The 17,756-nt window shown below is 71.5% G+C and carries 16 protein-coding genes and 1 pseudogene; 12 read left to right on the plus strand and 5 right to left on the minus strand.

What is annotated here, in order from left to right; translation table 11 throughout:
- Window positions 1-126 precede the first annotated feature (126 nt).
- The 3 genes from AB0F62_RS28835 to AB0F62_RS28845 all read left to right on the plus strand — a co-directional run bounded on the left by AB0F62_RS28835 (window position 127) and on the right by AB0F62_RS28845 (window position 2,426).
- A complete protein-coding gene (locus AB0F62_RS28835; RefSeq protein WP_361805391.1) occupies window positions 127-1,107 on the plus strand; it encodes a LysR family transcriptional regulator in 981 nt (326 codons plus the stop codon).
- 45 nt (window positions 1,108-1,152) lie between these two features.
- Window positions 1,153-1,806: a methyltransferase domain-containing protein gene (locus AB0F62_RS28840; RefSeq protein WP_361805394.1), complete on the plus strand. Its 654-nt coding sequence runs from the start codon at window positions 1,153-1,155 to the stop codon at window positions 1,804-1,806.
- Between the two features lie 113 nt (window positions 1,807-1,919).
- Window positions 1,920-2,426, plus strand: a complete 507-nt coding sequence (locus AB0F62_RS28845) for an NUDIX domain-containing protein (RefSeq protein WP_361805397.1) — start codon at window positions 1,920-1,922, stop codon at window positions 2,424-2,426.
- A 75-nt stretch (window positions 2,427-2,501) separates the two neighbouring features.
- Here the strand turns inward: AB0F62_RS28845 and AB0F62_RS28850 are convergent, their stop codons facing one another.
- The gene (locus AB0F62_RS28850; RefSeq protein ID WP_361805400.1) at window positions 2,502-2,648 is read right to left on the minus strand and encodes a hypothetical protein; all 147 of its coding nucleotides are present in this window, start codon (window positions 2,646-2,648) and stop codon (window positions 2,502-2,504) included.
- On the opposite strand from AB0F62_RS28850, the gene AB0F62_RS28855 reads away from it, so the two are divergent.
- Window positions 2,634-3,116, plus strand: coding sequence for a hypothetical protein (locus AB0F62_RS28855; RefSeq protein WP_361805403.1), 483 nt, complete (start codon window positions 2,634-2,636; stop codon window positions 3,114-3,116). The two genes, AB0F62_RS28850 and AB0F62_RS28855, sit on opposite strands and share 15 nt — an antisense overlap.
- Before the next feature lie 21 nt (window positions 3,117-3,137).
- On the opposite strand, the gene AB0F62_RS28860 is transcribed toward AB0F62_RS28855, so the two are convergent.
- Window positions 3,138-4,970 (minus strand): hypothetical protein, encoded by a 1,833-nt coding sequence (locus tag AB0F62_RS28860; RefSeq protein ID WP_361805406.1) that lies wholly within the window; start codon window positions 4,968-4,970, stop codon window positions 3,138-3,140.
- A 138-nt stretch (window positions 4,971-5,108) separates the two neighbouring features.
- On the opposite strand from AB0F62_RS28860, the gene AB0F62_RS28865 reads away from it, so the two are divergent.
- Window positions 5,109-5,474 carry a PadR family transcriptional regulator gene (locus AB0F62_RS28865; protein ID WP_361805409.1) on the plus strand — a complete coding sequence of 122 codons (366 nt, stop codon included), beginning with the start codon at window positions 5,109-5,111 and terminating at the stop codon, window positions 5,472-5,474.
- A complete protein-coding gene (locus tag AB0F62_RS28870) occupies window positions 5,471-6,442 on the plus strand; it encodes a hypothetical protein (protein ID WP_361805412.1) in 972 nt (323 codons plus the stop codon). Before AB0F62_RS28865 ends, AB0F62_RS28870 begins: the two co-directional genes overlap by 4 nt.
- Window positions 6,443-6,852: 410 nt before the next feature.
- Here AB0F62_RS28870 and AB0F62_RS28875 read toward each other — a convergent pair whose 3' ends face one another.
- Window positions 6,853-7,482, minus strand: a complete 630-nt coding sequence (locus tag AB0F62_RS28875) for an isochorismatase family protein (protein ID WP_361805415.1) — start codon at window positions 7,480-7,482, stop codon at window positions 6,853-6,855.
- A 164-nt stretch (window positions 7,483-7,646) separates the two neighbouring features.
- On the opposite strand from AB0F62_RS28875, the gene AB0F62_RS28880 reads away from it, so the two are divergent.
- Together AB0F62_RS28880 and AB0F62_RS28885 are read left to right on the plus strand one after the other, a co-directional pair.
- Window positions 7,647-8,696, plus strand: a complete 1,050-nt coding sequence (locus AB0F62_RS28880; RefSeq protein ID WP_361805418.1) for a WD40 repeat domain-containing protein — start codon at window positions 7,647-7,649, stop codon at window positions 8,694-8,696.
- A 197-nt stretch (window positions 8,697-8,893) separates the two neighbouring features.
- Window positions 8,894-10,084, plus strand: coding sequence for an NUDIX domain-containing protein (locus tag AB0F62_RS28885; RefSeq protein WP_361805421.1), 1,191 nt, complete (start codon window positions 8,894-8,896; stop codon window positions 10,082-10,084).
- A 101-nt stretch (window positions 10,085-10,185) separates the two neighbouring features.
- Here AB0F62_RS28885 and AB0F62_RS28890 read toward each other — a convergent pair whose 3' ends face one another.
- Window positions 10,186-11,076 carry an aminoglycoside phosphotransferase family protein gene (locus AB0F62_RS28890; RefSeq protein ID WP_361805436.1) on the minus strand — a complete coding sequence of 297 codons (891 nt, stop codon included), beginning with the start codon at window positions 11,074-11,076 and terminating at the stop codon, window positions 10,186-10,188.
- 423 nt (window positions 11,077-11,499) lie between these two features.
- On the opposite strand from AB0F62_RS28890, the gene AB0F62_RS28895 reads away from it, so the two are divergent.
- The 3 genes from AB0F62_RS28895 (at window position 11,500) to AB0F62_RS28905 (ending at window position 15,743) form a co-directional block, all read left to right on the plus strand.
- Window positions 11,500-12,018, plus strand: a complete 519-nt coding sequence (locus AB0F62_RS28895) for an SRPBCC family protein (RefSeq protein WP_361805424.1) — start codon at window positions 11,500-11,502, stop codon at window positions 12,016-12,018.
- Window positions 12,019-12,053: 35 nt separating this feature from the next.
- Window positions 12,054-14,345: an FdhF/YdeP family oxidoreductase gene (locus tag AB0F62_RS28900; RefSeq protein ID WP_361805427.1), complete on the plus strand. Its 2,292-nt coding sequence runs from the start codon at window positions 12,054-12,056 to the stop codon at window positions 14,343-14,345.
- A gap of 417 nt (window positions 14,346-14,762) precedes the next feature.
- Complete coding sequence (locus tag AB0F62_RS28905) at window positions 14,763-15,743, plus strand: helix-turn-helix domain-containing protein (protein ID WP_361805430.1); 981 nt, start codon at window positions 14,763-14,765, stop codon at window positions 15,741-15,743.
- A gap of 32 nt (window positions 15,744-15,775) precedes the next feature.
- On the opposite strand, the gene AB0F62_RS28910 is transcribed toward AB0F62_RS28905, so the two are convergent.
- On the minus strand, window positions 15,776-16,855 hold the full coding sequence (locus AB0F62_RS28910) for a PP2C family protein-serine/threonine phosphatase (protein ID WP_361805433.1): 1,080 nt from the start codon (window positions 16,853-16,855) through the stop codon (window positions 15,776-15,778).
- Between the two features lie 530 nt (window positions 16,856-17,385).
- Here AB0F62_RS28910 and AB0F62_RS28915 point away from each other — a divergent pair.
- Window positions 17,386-17,756 (plus strand): annotated as a pseudogene (locus AB0F62_RS28915) (hypothetical protein); the annotation flags it as partial.

Consider the following 17,756-nt stretch of genomic DNA (forward strand, 5'->3'; position numbering starts at 1 on the left):
ATCTCCAAACCGGCGGTGGCACAAGCCGCCACCCAGGAGGGGAACCTGACGTGATGTCGGCCGCGAAAGCGCACCGCTTGAGGCGGGACGCTATGATCTGCGCGACACATCCGTCAAATAGATGTATTGAATTCGTGGTATTTCCGCGACGAATACATGGGCTGGTCAGGGATTATGAATCTGCGGAACGTGGATCTGAATCTTCTCGTGGCGCTGGACGCGCTGCTGGCCGAGCGCAACGTCAGCCGCGCGGGCCGGCGGCTCGGCCTGAGCCAGCCCGCCACCAGCTCGTCACTCGCCCGTCTCAGGAAGATGTTCGGGGACCCTCTCTTGGTGCGGCAGGGGCGGGAGTTCGCACTCACCTCCGAGGCCGAGCGGCTGGTGCGGCCCGTACGGGAGATCCTCGACCTGGTCGAGCGGACCATCGAGCAGCGACCCGGCTTCGAGCCGGGCACGGATACGCGCACCTTCTCCATCAGCGCGTCCGACTACGCGACACTGGTATTGCTAAGCCCTTTCGTCCGGGCGGCGGCCACCGAAGCCCCGGGCGTGACGATTCACGTCCTCCCCAGATCGCGCGATCCGCGGCGGCTTCTGGACGCAGGCGAGGCCGATCTCGTCATCGAACCGAGGGAACTCCTCGGCGACACACGTTTTCCGTCCCATGCCTTGTTCGGCGACCGATGGCTCTGCGCCGTCGACGCGGGAAATCCGGCCGCCTCGGATCGGCGGATAACGCCGGAGGAATACCTGCGCCTTCCGCACCTGGTGTACAGCATAGGCTCGGACCGGCAACTCAATCTCGCCGACCAGCATCTCGCCCGACTCGGCACCTCGCGCCGGATCGAGATCACCGTGGAGAGCTTTCTCCTTGTGCCGTTCCTGATCCGGGGAACCTCACTGGCCAGCCTCGTCCTCGAACGGGCGGCCCGGCAACTCGCCGCCGCCGCACCCGGCATCCGGCTCCTGCCACCGCCGCTCCCCCTGCCGGACATCCACGAGATGATGTACTGGCATCCCCGTCACACCACGGATCCGGCCCACCGCTGGCTCCGCGAACGCCTGCTCGCCTCCGCGCGCGATCTCGACGGCGTGACCGGGCGTTGAAGGTCGTGCCATGGACTGTCAGTCGCCTGGTCTAGGGTCGCCCGCATGGCTGAGCCCTCCTTTCTGACCGCTGTCCGGGAGTCGTACGACACGGTCGCCGCCGATTACGTCCAACGCGTCCCGCCTCCGGCCGAGATGGACCCGCTGTCCCGCGCGATGCTGGCGGGGTTCGCCGAACTGGTGCGGACGGCCGGTCGGGGGCCGGTCGCGGACCTGGGGTGCGGCCCCGGACGTGTGACGGCGCACCTGGCCGGGCTGGGGGTGTCCGTCTTCGGCGTCGATCTGTCGCCTCAGATGATCGGGCTGGCCCGGAACGCCTATCCGAACCTGCGGTTCACCGAGGGCTCGATGACCGCGCTGGAGATGCGGGACGACGAGCTCGGCGGCATCCTGGCCTGGTACTCCACCCATCACACGCCCCCGCGGTGGCTGCCGGACGTGTTCGCCGAGTTCCACCGCACGCTCGCGCCCGGCGGCCACCTGCTCTGGGGAGACTATGTCGGCGATGAGCGGCTGCAGCCGACCCACGGCTATGGGCGTCCGGTGTCCTACGAGTCGTACCTCCTGCCCCTGGACCGCGTGGTCGACCTGCTGGGCCAGGCCGGACTCGTCGTCAGCGCGAGACTGGAACAGGAGCCCGGCGGACGCGTGAGCCGACCGCACGCCTGTCTCCTGGCCCGCAAGCCCGAAACGCCCTGACGCGGCTCGTTCCCGGGTTGAGGCCGCTCGACCGGACCGCCGACGATCACGGCCGTCGCCCCGCGAAGCGCGGACCGGGAGGGCTGTCGGTCGTCTCTGCCATCGTGTGGGCCATGAGTGAACCGGTTGAGCGGGTGGACGAGCACGACGAGGTGTTGGCGGTCGTGGACAGGCGGGAGGCGATCCGTCACCGGTGGCTGCATCGCATCGCCACGGTCGTTTGCCGCGACAGCAGGGGCCGGATCCTCGTCAACCGCCGTCCGGAGGATGCCGCTCGGTTTCCGGGGCATCTCAACTGGATGCTCGGAGGCGCGGTGGAGGTGGGGGAGACCTACGAGGACGCGGCTGCTCGGGAGTTGGCGGAGGAGGCCGGTATACACGCCCGTCCCCGGTTCGTGTTCAAGTACCTCTGCGCGGGCGCGATCAGCCCGTATTGGCTCGGCCTGCATGAGGCGGTGGTCACGGAACCCCTTCGGCCCGACCCTTCGGAAGTCGCCTGGCATGACTGGGTGACCGAGACCGAACTGGTCGATCTGGTCCGGCATCGGACGTTCGTTCCGGACGCCCGCGAGGCGTTCGAGCGATACCGCGCTCTGCCGCCGCGGTCGGAAGCGGGATGACCGGGCGGGAGTTCACTCGACCCGGACCGCGGCAGCCGCGCCCGATGGGCGGACCGGACGCCGCTGTTGCTCACCTCAGGCCGCCGGCGCGGTGACGGCCCCGCCGAGATGCCGCTCGAGGAACCGGACCGAGCTGTCGACCTCGAACAGGGGGAAGCCGATGTGCTTGCCCGCGGTGGCGTGCAGCGTCTTCGAAAGGACGGCCGCATGACCGACCCCCATCTTGACGAGGAACCCGCCGAGCATGACCGCTACCGGCGCTACCTGCGGGCCCTGGACGATGTCGCGGAGGCGGACGAGGCCGGCCTGGTGACGACAGTCCTGCGCGACCAGGACGCGGCGATGGCGCAGGCCGCCGTCAACCACCATCTGGAACGCCGGGCCGCCGAGTTGCTGACCGACCCGGCGTTCACCGACTGGGCAGGCAGCATGGCCTCGACGATCGGCGACCGTCCCTTCCTCACGCGCCGGCTGCGCGAATGGACCCTGCTCCGATCGATCGCGCTGGACGAGCCGTGGACGGCCGAGGAGCTGACGACCGCGTCCGACTGGATGCAGCGCATGGTCGCGACGACACAGGTCGTCAACTCGACCGAGGCCCTGAGCCTGCTCGCCGAAAGAGGACGGACCCGGCGGGTGCGGAACGCGGCGAACCGCCGCCTGCCGCCACAGGATCACCGTCCGGGCTGACCGCGCGCACGGGGTTTCCCGTCAGGTCAGCAGCCGCAGGGACAATTCGCGAAGCCGGTCGTCCTCGGGGCGCAACTCGCTGAAACTCGTGTGCCAGCCCGCCGGGCACACCCGCCTCGGGGAATGCGCCCACTCGGTGAGGCGGGGTCGGAGTTCCGGGGGCGTGACGCCGATCTCCACCAGGGTGCCGAGGGCCGCTATGCCGACCGGCGCGGGTACGGCCACCTCGGTGAGGACGGGCAGGGCCACGGCCGGGTCGCCGGTGATGCGCCAGTGCGCCTCGGCGGCCCGCATGCGCGTCCAGTCGTAGGAGTTCGGCAGGAACGTCTCGACCAGCGGCAGCAGCGGGGCGCCCGCGCGGCCGAGGAGGCCGGCGGATTCGAGGTGCCAGTGCCCGCCGGGGGTGGACAACTGAGGCGTGAGGAGTTCGATCGCGCGGTCGGCGTCGCCGTGGAGGCGGGCGTGGGCGACGGCGGCGGGGATCGCGAGGTCCTGGTCCTTGTTCCGCGCCGCGTCCGTCAGCGCCTGCGCTATCGCCCGGTCCCGCAGGCCCCAGTCGCCGATCCGGCGGGCAACACGGCCTGCCGCGGGGTGGGTTCGCAGAAGCCAGGTCAGCTCGGGCAGAAGAGCGCCCGCATCGCGCGCGGTGAGCGCCGACAGGATTTCGAGGGGGTACCGCAGCCCGGGGTCGGTCAGGGCGCGCCGCTGGTGGTCGCGTTCGCCCGTACGCGCCGCGAGTGCCGCGACAGCCTGGGCATCGGGTTCGGGGACCGCGGTGAGGAGGCGTTCGTCGCCGAGGCGGCCGAGGGCGAGCTGCGCCGCTTCGCCCACCTGCCACTGGGTGGACGTGGCGTGCGTGAGCAGGACGTCACCCAGGCCGGGCAGGGGGCGGGTGGCTGTCGGCAGCCACAGCGCGATGGCTCTCAGCCGCGTGGCCAGCGCCCAGTCGTCCCGTTGGTGGGGCAGCGCCTCGAGGAGGAGCTCGAGGGTTTCGTCCTGTCGGTCGCGCCAGTGGCCGGCGAGCTCTTTGGCGCGGTCGGAGCCGCGGGCGCCGATGTCGCCGTGCCGGATCCAGTGGCGCGATACCGCCACGGCCGTGTCGGGGTCGGCCTCGAGAACGTCGGCGGCTCGTCGGTCGGTGGAGCCGACGTCCGGGAACCAGTTCCGGTCGATGCCTCCGTCCGGCACGGCGCCGGCTTCCTTCAGGATCCGGACGAGCTGTGCCGGGTACGGCGTGCCGGTGCGGGCCATCAGCGTGAGCGCGGCCGTGGTGCGGACGGCGGCGGCCCGATCCCGGAGGGCGTCGGTGAGGCGCCGCTCGGCGCTCTCGGCGTCGGTTTCCAACTGGGCCAGCGCCGTCAGCGCGTCCGCCCGGACCTGCGGGCTCGGGTCCGCGGTGTGGCAGGCGGCCAGCGCGGCGATCGCGGCCGGCACGTCCGGACCGACGGCCTGGGCGCCGATGCGGACCACCGCCCGGCGCACCGCCACGTCGTCGTCGGTGAGGAAGGGCAGCAGGTGCGGTACACACGCGGCCACCTCCGCGCGTCCCCGTTGTGCCTCGGGGTAGTCGGGTTCCCGGTCGCCCGCCGCGCCGACGAGGAAGTCCAGCAGGTCTGCCCGGCGATGGGTGATGTGACCCGCGGCGTGTGCGAGGAACGGGATGACGGCCACGGTCGCCTCGTACACGGTGCTCTGGTGCAGGACCTTCCCGTACAGCTCCCCGAGCGCTGTGTCGATGCGTTCGGTATCACCGGAGTACAGGGCGCGCACCATGCCGGGAACGTCGTCCGCGACGGCGTAGGCGTGGTGGAGGGCCGACCAGTCGACGTCGTCGAGTTCTTCAGGTGTTCTCACCCGCGGGACGGTACTGCCCGGCTGTGACAACGGAGGCGTGCGAGGGGGCGAGTGTGCGGAGGCAGTGGGCAACAGCCGGGGCTGTGGCGGGACTTGAGCGCTTGCATATGCAGTTCGACGATATATAGAGTCCCGCGTATGACTGAACGTCCTTTGCAGGAGCCGACGTTGCTCCTGCTCACCGCACTCGCCGACGCACCCCGGCACGGATACGCCTTGATCCAGGAAGTCGCCGCGATATCCGGCGGCCGGGTCCGCCTGCGGGCGGGCACCTTGTACGGGGCGCTGGATCGCCTGCTGGGACAGGGGATCGTCAGGGTCGAGAGTGAGGAGATCGTCGACAGCAGACTGCGCCGGACGTACGCGCTCACCGACGCCGGATACACGCTGCTCACCGCAGAAGCCGACCGGCTGCGGACGACCGCGCGGGAGGCCGATCGCCGTATCGGGCTGGGCCGCCCGGGCTCGGTGGTGCGCCCGGCGCAGGGCGGAGCGGGCGCATGACGGGGCATGAGGCCGAGACGGTCCGGCGCGGTTCCCGCACGCACGACGCGGTGATCCGGCTGTATCCGGCTGCGTACCGCCGGCAGCATGGTGCGGAGATCGCGGCGACCCTCGAGGACGTCACCGACGGCGCGGGTGGGTTGGGGGCACTGCGGGAGACGGCGGCCGTCGCGGGGCACGCGCTGCGGATGCGCACGGGCCTGGGTTCGGCCCGCCCCGCGGGGCGGTTGCTGGCCGGGCTGATCCCCTATGTCGTGGCCGTGGCGGCCTCGGCGTCGGCGGCGCTGCTGGTGGTGTGGCCCCTCCCGGCGCTGCCCTGGGACGGCGAGCGCACCTACACCCCGCTGGCCTACGTGCCGTGGCTCGCGGTCCTCGGATGCGTCCTCGCGGGCCGCTGGGTATGGGCTCGGATCGCCGCGTTCGCGGCCTTGATCGGCGCCGGGGTGTCGGTGCCCGCCGCCTACTGGTCCGGTGGCTCGTCGGGGCTGTCGCAGAACGCGCCGACCCTGTTCGGACTCGCTCTGGCCGCGGCCGCGGTGTTGGCCGCCCCGCCCGACCTTCCACCGGCCGACCCCCGTGCCCGCCGGGTCACCGCGCTGACCGCGCTGGCCCTGGGGGTTCCGATGGTTGTGGGATCGGTCACCGTGTTCGAGGCACTGGCAGGCGGCCCCGGTCTGACCGAGCCCGCGCGCCCGGAGCCGATGCATCTGTTCGCGCTGTTCGCTCCCCTCGTGCTGGCCTTTCCGACCGCCGTCGGTCTGGCCCGCCTCCGGTACGGGGCGTTCCTCGCGCTGGCACTCGGCGCCGCTTCGTTCAGCCTGCTCCTGTATCCGTTTCCCCTGCCCCCGGCCCCGTACGCCACGAACGGGCATCTGTCGTGGATCGGGACGATGACGGGTGCCGCCGCCCTGGTGATCCGCCTCGGGCTGCGGCTGCGTCTGGCCTGGCACCGCCGGCAGACGTCCTGAAAGAGCCCGGAGCCCACGGCCGGGGCGGGCCGGAGCACGATCTCGGCGAGTGACCGACGAGAGCCGGAATCCGGGCGGTTCCCGCAGCCCGCTGTGCGTCAGGAATCCGCGGCGGGGCCGCCGTGCCGTGAACGGCTCGGCGGCCCCGGGTGACCGCGTACCGCCTACCAGTCGATCTCGGCCGTCAGGACGGGTTCGGTCTCCGGAACGGATCGAACCCGGTCCGGGATTCCGGCCGACGGGAGCGGACGACGCCCCCGTCTCCAGCGCGATCAACACGCCGCGACGGCTTCTGAAGCCCATCGTGGCGGTGCGCCCGCCGGCGCAGGCGCACGAGTAGGGCGCTTCGCCGCCCGGCGCCGTCTTCGAGAACGCGCGGCGCGGGGTGCGGGCCGGGCCATTTCAGACGGTCATCGCTGCTTGGCGTACCCCGCGGAGATCTGGCCGACCAGTACGGAGAAGGGCATGTCGAGCGCTTCGTACACTGCTCCGGCCGTCGGCGAGGCGTTGTCGGCCAGGATCTCGACCATCAGCGTGGCGTAGTCGCTGACGATGACGCCCGCCTGCTGGAGCCGGAGGAGCCCGGCCTCGCGCTTGGCGTCGGAGAAGGTGCCCGAGGCGTCGAGCGCGACGTAGGGGTCGTGGCCCTCGGCGGACGCGGCGATGGCGGGGAGCGTCGCGCACACCTCGAGCGAGATGCCGCTGAAGATCAGCTTCTTCCGGCCGGTCGCCTTGATCCGGTCCCGCACCCTGCTGTCGTGCCAGGCGTTGACCGTGCCGCGGTCGATGACGTCGAGATCGCCGGGCAGGATCTCGGCGAGTTCGGGAATGAGCGGGCCCCACATGCTGTCCGCCGCGGTGGTGGTGACCACCGTGGGCAGTTCGAGCACCTGAGCCGCCTTCGCCAGAGCGACGACGTTGTGCTTGAGCTCCAGCAGGTTTGTGTCCCGGACTCCGCTGTAGAGGCCCACCTGGTGATCCACCAGGACCAGCGCCGCGTTCTCGGTGGTCAGGAATTCGCGGAATGTGGTGTCGGGCATGACGTACTCACTCCTTGCGGGTGTACGCATGGGAACTGAACTTTATTGTCAAGATCAGTGACTATTTCACGGTAACGCGACCTCCCGGCGGGCGCAAACGCCTGCCTCGGTGATGCGCCGATTCCCGGTTCTCTGCCGGGCGGAGGACGGCTAGCCTCCCGATCATGACGGATCCGGTGGACGACGACGGCGCTGCCGGCGGGCAGGCCGCGGTACGGGCGATGGGCCCCGGGACGGGGTGGCGGGTGGAATGGGCAACCGGCGGCCGGATCGCCGGAGCCGTCGAGGCGGCCGACGGACATGCCGACTGGGTGCGGTCGGCCACCACAGCCGTGGTCGACGGCCGGGCGGTCGCCATCACCGGCGGCGACGACGAGACCGCGCTGGTGCGGGATCTGGCCGGCGGGGAGCGGCTGGGCGACCCCCTGCCCGCCCAGGGCTCGGTGTGGGCGGTGGCGGCGGTCGTGGTGGACGGCAGAACCGTTGCCGCCGTGGCCGACCCGAGCGGGCTGACGCGAGCGTGGGACCTGACGAGCCGCCGTCCCCTGGCCGGTCTCGCCGGCGGCGCATGGGCGGCGGCGTCGGCCGTGGTGGACGGTCGCCCGGTCATCCTCCTCGGCGGAGACGCTCCGCGGCTGCTGATGTGGGACGCGGCCACGGGCGAGTCCCTGGGAGAGCTCGTCGGCGCCCCCGGGGCGGGCCGCGTCGGTGCCGTGGGGGCGGTGGCGACCGCGGAGGTGGGCGGCCGCCCGGTCGCCGTCACCCTGCACGACGACAGCGTGCTGCATACATGGAGTCTGAGGGAGCGCCGGCATCAGGGCCGGCTTCTGACTCCGGCCGGAGGCAGCGGGCAGCGGGTATCGCTGACCACCGCCGTCGTGGACGGGCGCCTGGTCGCCGTCACGGGCACGTGGGACGGCCGGGTCCAGGTGTGGGACGCGGCCGCGGGCACGGAAGTGGCGGGACGCGCTCGCCTGACCGCCCACATGGGTCCGGTGTGGGCGGTCGCCGCGGCCGTGGTCGACGGCCGGCCGCTCGTCGTCACCGGTGGCGAGGACCGGACGGTACGCGTGTGGGACCTGGTCTCGCACCGCCAGTTGGGCTCGGACGCGGTGTTCCCCTCGGAGGTGACGGCGGTGAGCATGGCCCCTGACGGGCGGGTGGTGGTGGGGTTCGGCCACGACGTCGCGGTCCTGGTGCCGCGGCCCGACTGACGACCACCGAACGTCACCGAGCTCGCCGAAGGTGACCGCCGCAGGGGCGGACACCGGGCGGCACCTCCTGCAGGGCCGGGTTCCCGACGGAGGGATGGTCCCGAGCCGCGGCCGCGGGCGCGGGCGTGGCGTGGACCGGCCGCGCCGCCTCGCCTCGCCCTGCACCCGTGATCGCCCGACCTGGAAGGACGCCCGCCGTGGACGCCGCAGAACTGACGAACGCCGACGCCTGGACCGCCTACGGGGCGCACCACGTGAGCAGGGGCACCGATGTGCCCGACGCGGACCGTATCGCCTGGGGGTTCTGGCCGGACAGGCCCGGCGCGGAAGTCCTCGGCGACGTAGGGGGCCGCCGGGTCGCGGATCTCGGGTCGGGTCTCGGCCGGCACGCCGCGCACCTGGCCCGCGCGCACGGTGCCGTGGTCGACGCCGTCGAGGCCTCCCCGACCCAGCACGGGCGCGCCACCGCCCGCTACGCCGGAGTGCCCGGGCTGCACCTGGTCCTGGGCGACGCGGTCGACCACCTGCGGCACGCGGAGCCGTACGAGGTGATCTACTCCGTCCACGGCTTCGCGTACATCGACCCGCGGCGACTGCTGCCCGCGGTCGCGGGCGCGCTGGCGCCGGGCGGCCGCCTGGTGTTCTCCGTCCTGCACACCAACTCCGACGGCCGGGGTCCTTCCGGCACCGTCACGGCCCGCCCGGAGATCCTCCCCCTGGCGGGCGGTGGGCGACTCACCGTGCGGATGTGGGTCCTCGCACCGGAGCTGTGGCGGGAACTCCTGGAGGAGCACGGCCTGATCGTGGAGCGGGTCGACGTCCTGGACGCGCCCGAGGCGGACACCCCGACGTCCTGCCGCCTGTTCCACGTCGTACGCCGGCGAACCCGGGTCTCCAGTCGCCCGCGCGCCACCACACCGCCGCCGCCGAACGCCGTTCTCGGTGCGGGAGCGATCCTCCACGGCCCCCGCGGCCTTCTGCTCGGCCGACACCGGCTGGGCACGTGGGAGCTGCCCGGGGGCCATGTGGAGCCCGGCGAGTCCCTGGCCGGCACCGTCGCCCGCGAGGTCCGCGAGGAGACGGGGTGCGCGGTGCGCGAGGAGGACGTCGAACTGCTCGGCCTGCTTCTGGACGAGGCACAGGGCGTCCTGCGGGCGACGGTGGCCGCGGTGGTCACCGCGTGGGAGGGCGAGCCCGCTGACCAGCCCGGCGAGAGCGTGGGCGACTGGCGATGGTGGCCGCTCGACCGGCTCCCCGACGGCCTGTTCGTCCCCAGCGCCCAGTGCCTGACCCTCTGGCGCCCCGGTCTGCCGATCGACCATCCACCCGCCCGGTCCCACCCGCTGCAGGCAGCCACCGTCACGCGGACCAGTGGCGCGGACGAGTAGGCCCGTTCCCCGGAGCACCGTTCGCCGAGATGCTCGGCGATCGATGGGCCATGCGCCAGGTCAGCCGCAATTATTGCGTCGGGACTATCGTCGGGGCGACATCACCCCGTGGACTCCAGAATGCGGTCGAGGGTCCGGCGCCCCATTCCGCTCATCGTGGGATTGCTCTCGACGTAGTACCAGACAACGCCCATCGCCTGTTGGAACGCCCATGCCTTGCCGCGCTCCCACTCCAGATCGTCACAGGCCAGTGCCCGCCGGAGCACTTCCCGCGGGCCCGGCTCCAACAGGTGCCAGGCACTGACCAGATCCAGCGCGGGGTCGGCGGGGCCGAAGCCGCCGGTGTCGAGTACGCCGCCGAGCCGGTCTCCCTCGACCAGTACATTGCCGGGAATCAAGTCACCATGGCTCATCACGTCGGCCCCCGTGCGCGGCAACTCCCGGAAACGGCTCCACACCTGGCGCAGCCGGGGCACGTCGAGCAGCCCCTTGCTCTCCTCACAGCACTTCGCCATCCAGTCGTCGTGGTCAGTGAGAACGCCGCCGCGACCCTGGCCGCTGAAAAGCCGCCCTCGCGTCTCGGCGCCCCGTAGGGCCGCGATGAAGGCCGCGAGGTCCTCGGCGAAAGCGTCCGACCTACTCGGGTCCGCTTCGAAGGCGACCGTTCCCGGCAGCCATGTCTGGACCGACCACGGCATGGGGTAACCCGCTCCGGGCTTTCCCAAGGCGACGGGTTCCGGGGTCGGGAACCGGGACACCCGTGCCAGCTCCGCGCTCGCCTGGGCTTCCTGTTCCAGAACCGCCAGCGCCTCGGCGGGATCGGCCAGGCGCAGTGGGAAACGCGCCGAGAGGTCGTTCCCGATGCGGAAGATGGCGTTGACCGTCCCCGTCGACGACAGGAGCCGGATCGCCTTGCCGCCCCACTGAGGGAACTGTTCTCGGATCAAGGTCGCAACGATTTCCGTGGTCACGTCCACTTGGTCGTCGTGCATGGTCACGCTCGCAGGCCCTCCGCCAGTCCCAGGCGGCACGCCGGACGCAGGCCGGATCAACTGAGACGACAGCCAGTATTCCGACGCCAGGGTCCGGATCAACTGGGTTTTCCGTTCACCCGGGTGTCCCAACCGTTCTGGTCGCCCCAGGCCGCAGCCGTGGCCTCGGGCCGGATCATCTGAGAGGGGAGCATGCGGCGGTGAGGTCCGGGTGACGGAGGGCGTGCCGGGGCTCCTCCGGGCGAACGGCCACCGCCCGTGACCGCGCAGGTCCCGGAAGTCCCCTCGACGAGGGCAGTGGGCAGAGCCGCGCGGAGCGTCACGGGAGTCCGGCGCGGCTGCCGGCGGGCCGCGCCCATCCACATGGCGACGTCCCGGGCAGGCGGTGACACTGGGGACAGCAGCGCCTGAAGAAGGTGGGCCATGAAATCCGTCGAAGAAGTCGTGGACATTGCGGTCCCGGTACGAACCGCATACAACCAGTGGACCCAGTTCAAGAGCTTCCCGCGGTTCATGTCCGTGGTGAAGAGGGTCGAGCAGATCAATCCCGCGGTCACCCACTGGGTGATCGGGATCGGCCCGGTGCACCGCGAATTCAAGGCGAAGATCGTGGAGCAGCAGCCTGACTCGCACCTGGTCTGGCAGAGCCTGGGACGCGGCCCCTGCCACCAGGGCACGGTGTCGTTCCGCTCCACCGCGCCTGACCGCACCGAGCTCACCGTACGGATGGAGGCCACGCGGCGCGGCCTCGCGGACTCCGTCACCGACGCCTTCGGACTCACGCACCGCGTGGTGCGGGCCGAACTCCGCAACTTCAAGGAGTACATCGAGGGCCTGGGCGAGGAGAGCGGGGCCTGGCGGGCGTCCATCCACAACGGACACGTACAGCCGGTGGAGTCGGAGCCCCCACGGAGCCGGGTCCCCCGGTGGCCCGTCGGGTAAGTGATCCGCGCACGAGAGAACGAGAGACGCACCCCATGAAGAAGGCCCCCCGAGAAGAGCCGAACGAGTCGCTCAGCGTGACTCCGCCCAAGGAATGGGCCGCCGGCGTTCCCGCCGTCCGGCACGCGCTGGAGTACTCCCTGGAGGAGACCTCGGTCGGCCGGACCGGCGTGACGCTGCTGACGATGAACCAGGTGGACGGCATCGACTGCCCCGGCTGCGCCTGGGCGGACCCGGCACCCGGCCACCGGCACCGCAACGAGTACTGCGAGAACGGTGCCAAGCACATCAACGACGAGGCGACGACGCGCCGCGTCACCGCCGACTTCTTCCGCCGTCACCCGGTCTCCGAGCTGGGCCGGCGGTCGGATCTGTGGCTGAACCAGCAGGGCCGGCTCACCGAACCGATGGTCAAGCGGCCGGACTCGGACCACTACGAGCCGATCAGCTGGCGGGACGCCCTGGAACTGATCTCCGGGGAACTCACCTCGCTCGCGTCGCCCGACGAGGCGGTCTTCTACACCTCGGGCCGGGCCAGCAACGAGGCCGCCTTCGTCCTGCAGCTCTTCGCCAGGGCCTACGGCACCAACAACCTGCCCGACTGCAGCAACATGTGCCACGAGTCCAGCGGCGCCGCCCTGCACGAGACCCTCGGCACGGGCAAGGGAACGGTGAGCCTGGACGACCTGCACCACGCCGACCTGATCTTCCTGGTGGGGCAGAATCCGGGAACCAACCACCCGCGGCAGCTCTCCGCGCTGGAAGAGGCCAAGCGCAACGGCGCCCGCATCATCGCGGTGAACACGCTGCCCGAGGCAGGTCTGCTGCGGTTCAAGAACCCGCAGAAGCCGCGCGGACTGATCGGGCACGGCACCCAGATCGCGGACCGCTTCCTCCACATCCGCAGCGGCGGCGACCTCGCGCTGTTCCAGGGCCTGAACCGGCTCCTGCTGGAGGCCGAGGACGCCCGGCCGGGCAGTGTGCTCGACCAGGACTTCATCCGCTCCAGCACCAGCGGCTTCGAGGAGTTCTCCCGGCACGCCCGCACCATCACCTGGGAACAGATCCTCCCCGCGACCGGACTGACCCGCGAGGAGATCGAGGACGTCCGCGACGACGTCCTGGGCAGCGAGCGCGTCATCGTCTGCTGGGCCATGGGAGTGACGCAGCATCGGCACGGCGTTCCCACCATCCGGGAGATCGTCAACTTCCTGCTGCTGCGCGGCAACCTCGGCAGGGCCGGCGCCGGCGCCTGCCCGGTACGCGGGCACAGCAATGTGCAGGGCGACCGCACGATGGGCATCTGGGAGCAGATGCCCGACTCGTTCCTGGACGCGCTCCAGCAGGAGTTCGGCTTCGACCCGCCGCGCGCCCACGGTCTGGACTCGGTGAATTCGATCAAGGCCATGAGGGAAGGCCGCATCAAGGTCTTCCTCGGCCTCGCGGGCAACTTCGTCCGCGCCGCGCCGGACAGCGCGGTCACCGAGGAGGCCATGCGGCGGTGCCGCCTCACCGCCCACATCTCCACCAAGCTCAACAGGTCCCACGCGGTCTGCGGCCGGACGGCACTGATCCTGCCGACCCTGGGCCGCACCGAACGGGACATCCAGCCCTGCGGCGAGCAGTTCGTCACCGTGGAGAACTCGATGAGCGAGGTGCACACCTCCCGCGGGCGCCTGGAGCCGGCCTCCAAGCTGCTGCTGAGCGAGATCGCCATCCTGTGCCGACTCGCCCGCCACACCCTCGACGGCAGGGCCGACATCCCGTGGAAGCAGTTCGAGAACGACTACGGGACGATCCGGCACCGCATCTCGCACATCCTGCCGGGGCTGCACGACTTCAACCGGCGTGTGGTCCGCCCGGGCGGCATCAGGCTGCCGAACCCGGTCAACGAGGGAGTCTTCGCCACCGCCACCGGCAAGGCCATGTTCACCTGCAACGCCTGGGACATGCCGCGGGCCCCCGAGGGGCACCTGCTGCTGCAGACCCTGCGTTCCCACGACCAGTGGAACACCATTCCCTACACGGACAACGACCGCTACCGGGGCATCCACGGAAGCCGCCGCGTGGTGCTGGTCAACCCTGAGGACCTGTCCGAACTCGGCCTCCGCGAGGGGCAGTCGGTGGACCTGGTGAGCGTGTGGACCGACGATGTGGTGCGGCGAGCGGAGGGATTCCAGGTGGTCCCCTACCCGACGTCGCCGGGCTGCGCCGCCGCGTACTACCCCGAGACCCAGGTCCTGGTGCCGCTGGAGAGCGTGGCCGAGATCAGCAACCAGCCGACGTCGAAGGGCATCGTCGTCCGGCTGGAGCCCGCGGGCGGCTGACCCCGGCGGATCGGAACACGGCACGTCGGTGCCGGAGACCCGGTAGGTCATACCGAGGTCGAGACGGAGTCCGGCATCGGCGCGGTCGGCGCGGTCGGCGCCTTCGGCGGGTCGGCCCGCTCCCGCGTCAGCCGGGTACCGCCGGTCCCCGGACAGGCGGGCTCCCGGCTCCTTCGGTGATCGGCGCGTCCACTGGTCATGGGCGGGGACCGTCGACCACCGGCTCGATCTCCGCCGTCGGACACCGGGGACGGCGTTTCCCTGCGGAAATGCCGCAGTCTCTTCTTCGCCCGGCCCGATTTCCACCGGAATGATTTACCATTCCGGCGTCGGATTTTCTGCCGACCGGCCCCGAGTATCGCGATGGCCGGGTGCTCGGGGTGTTCCATGACAGGGCACATACGGGCGCGTGAGACTGTGATCAAGAAATTCTGCACCGATGCCTTTCCCTCCCATCAGAGGGCGGAGTACTGGTCGGACGCCGTCCGCCGATCGTTCGCCCGGCTGGAGGTCAGGCCCCACGGTGGTGGCGCGGTACGCGGTTCGCTCCGATGGGCGTCCATCGGGGCGATCCATGTGGGCCACATCGAGGCGAGCCCTCAGCGATTGGCCCGGACCCGCGGGATCATCGCCAACGACCGCAGCGCAGCGCTCATCGTGAGTCTGCAAGAGGTGGGCAGCAGTGTGGCGGTCCAGGACGGACGCGAGGCTCTCCAGAGCGCCGGAGACCTGGTCCTGCTCGACACGCGACGGCCCTATGTCCGGGACTTCCATGGCGACATGCACCAGAACGCGGCTGCCATCCCCCGGGAGATGCTGGACGTTCCCGACTCGTATCTGGCCCTTGCCACCGGTCGGGCGTATCCGGCGGCCCACTGCATCGGCGGGATCCTCGCCTCGTGGGTGAGCAGGCTCGCCATGGCGGCGGAGTTGGAGACCTGCCCACCGGGGTCGAGGAGGTACCTGGAATGCGCGATGATCGACCTGCTGACCGCACTGGTCGCGCACGAGGCGCGCCTCACCGCGGACGGCATCCCGTCCGCCGAAGAGACGCTGCTGCTGCACATCCGCGCATACATCAGGGCGCACCTGGACCGACCGGAACTGGACCCGGCCACGATCGCGGCCGCACACCACATCTCCGTGCGCTATCTGCACAAACTGTTCCACGGCGAGGGCATGACCGTCGGCCGGTGGATTCGGCACTTGCGGCTGGAAGCCTGCCGCGACGACCTCTCGCGTCCCGACCTCGCGGGGCTGACGGTGGCGGCGATCGCGCAGCGACGGGGTTTCGCCAGTTCCTCGCATTTCAGCCGGATGTTCCGTGCCGCCTACGGCGTGTCCCCGGTCGAGTGGCGCCGAAGGGCCGGCGATCCGGCTCGACCGGGCTGCTCGTGACGACCGGTGACCACGAAGACGTCCGTTCGTGATCAGTCCGGCCGCAGCGGTCGAATGCGGCCTTCCGACGGGTCGGGATCCGCGGGGTGGGGCAGTACCGCTCCGCCACCCTGCGTGTGGCGGGCCGGCGCGACCATGGCGAGATCGTCGGCCGGCAGCGCACCGCAATGGGCGACGATGTCCTCGAGGATCTCCGCCAGGACGTCCCGCAGACGGTCGTCACAGCGTCTGAGCCGGTCGTCCCACGTCCACGTGGCGGCGCGTTCGAGCAGCGGAAAACAGACACCGGCGCGGTCGCGGGCCTCGACGAGACCGTCGGTGTACAGCAACAGCGTGTCGCAAGGCCCGAGTTCGAAGGCACTCTCGTGGGCGCCCAGGTCGCACAGCGGGCTGAGCCCGAGCGGGGGGCAGGGAGTGCCCGACAGCATGACCACCTCTCCTGAGCGGGCCCGAACCGGTGGCGGGTGGCCGAAGTCGACCATGCGGGCGACGGCCTCGCCGTCCGGCACTTCCAGGATCAGCGCGGTCGCGAAGTGCTCGGCCGCGTCGGCATGCGTGTCGGGGTCCGCGTCGGCCAGATACCGGACGAAGCTCGCCTCCAGGCGGGTGGACAGATCGGCCGGGGAGGGGGCCCGCGGTGCCCACTCCCGGAAGGAGCCGAGAATGGCGATGACGTCCGGGAACGAGGACAGTCCCCTTCCCCGGACATCGCCGATGATGACGCGGGTCACCGTGTCGGTCCGGGCGACCGCGTAGAGGTCACCGCCGACCCGGGCCCGGCCGCCGCCGGCGTGGTAGCCGGAGGCGAGGGCAAGGCCGCCGATGCGCGCCGGGAGCGGCCGCAGCAGGACACGGTGCACGGCGTCGGAGACGGCACGGGCGTCGGCCACCCGGCGGCGGTACCGCCGGTGCAGCCGGCCGAATGCCACGGCCGCCACCGGGGCCGTGGCCAGTCCCATGACGTGGCAGGCGACCTTCTGCCGGCGGCACACCGGAACGGCCGCGCAGACCGTGAAGACCGTGAAGACCGCCGGCACTGTTCCCCCGATGAGCGCGAGCCGCGCCATGGTCCGCTCCTCCGCCCTGTCCGTCCACCGTCCCGGGTCGGTCATGTCCGCCCTCTCCCTTTGCTTCCCGTCGTGCTCGTGCCGCCGGCTGGGAGGCCGCCGTGGGGTGCTCGTGCGAGGGGGTGTCCAGCCGTGGTGGGCCCCGACCGTAGGCGGGCCCGACTCGCGGATCTTGCCCGGCGGCGCATGAGTTCTTGCCCGATCGCGCAGCGCGGGGACCGCTTCAGCGGACGACGCCGTCGGCGGCGGAGGGGGAGCTCCGAAGGCCCGCCGCGCACCCCCGGCACCCGTGATCCACGCGCCGGCGATCCGCGCCGAACGTGGCCTCGGAGTCCCGCGCCGAACGTGGCCTCGGCGTCCGGGGCCGGGTTCCCGGCATCCAGGCAACCCGAACCGGAGCCCGCCGGGTTGAACGGGTGTGAAACCACCTCCGCGGCCCAGGACCGCGCCCTTGACGCGGGCGGCGATGCCGGGCGTGCCGCATCGCCCACGGAGACCAGCCGGTCCTCCGGAACCGCGAACCCCGCGATGGGGCAGCGACTTGACCTTCCGCCCTCTTGAGAAAGCCCGCACCGATGCGCCTTCACGGGCCGTACATATCCGCAGTCGCGGTGGTCGTCGTCTCCTCGCTGGGGATCACCGCGTACCACCACACGGCCGAGGCGAACCCGACCCCGGCCCCTGAGACGGCCTCGGCCGTCCAGGACGCCCCCGGTCCCGCGACCGGTCAGCCGGCGGCCGCCCCCGCCGCGCCACGGGCGACGGTCCCGCCGAAGCCGCCGGAGCCGGAATACCCCGCGCAGCTTCCGGGGCTCGGCCCCAGGACGTTGTCCCGCATCCCGGCCGGCGCCCGGCAGGTCGTCCTGGTCACGGGGGCCGCGAAGACCTCGGCGTCCTCGAAGGTCGTGCTCTGGGAGCGCGTCGACGGCGGCTGGCGTCCCGGAGC

This window comes from Streptomyces sp. NPDC026673, from assembly GCF_040638135.1.
GTDB lineage: Bacteria > Actinomycetota > Actinomycetes > Streptomycetales > Streptomycetaceae > Actinacidiphila.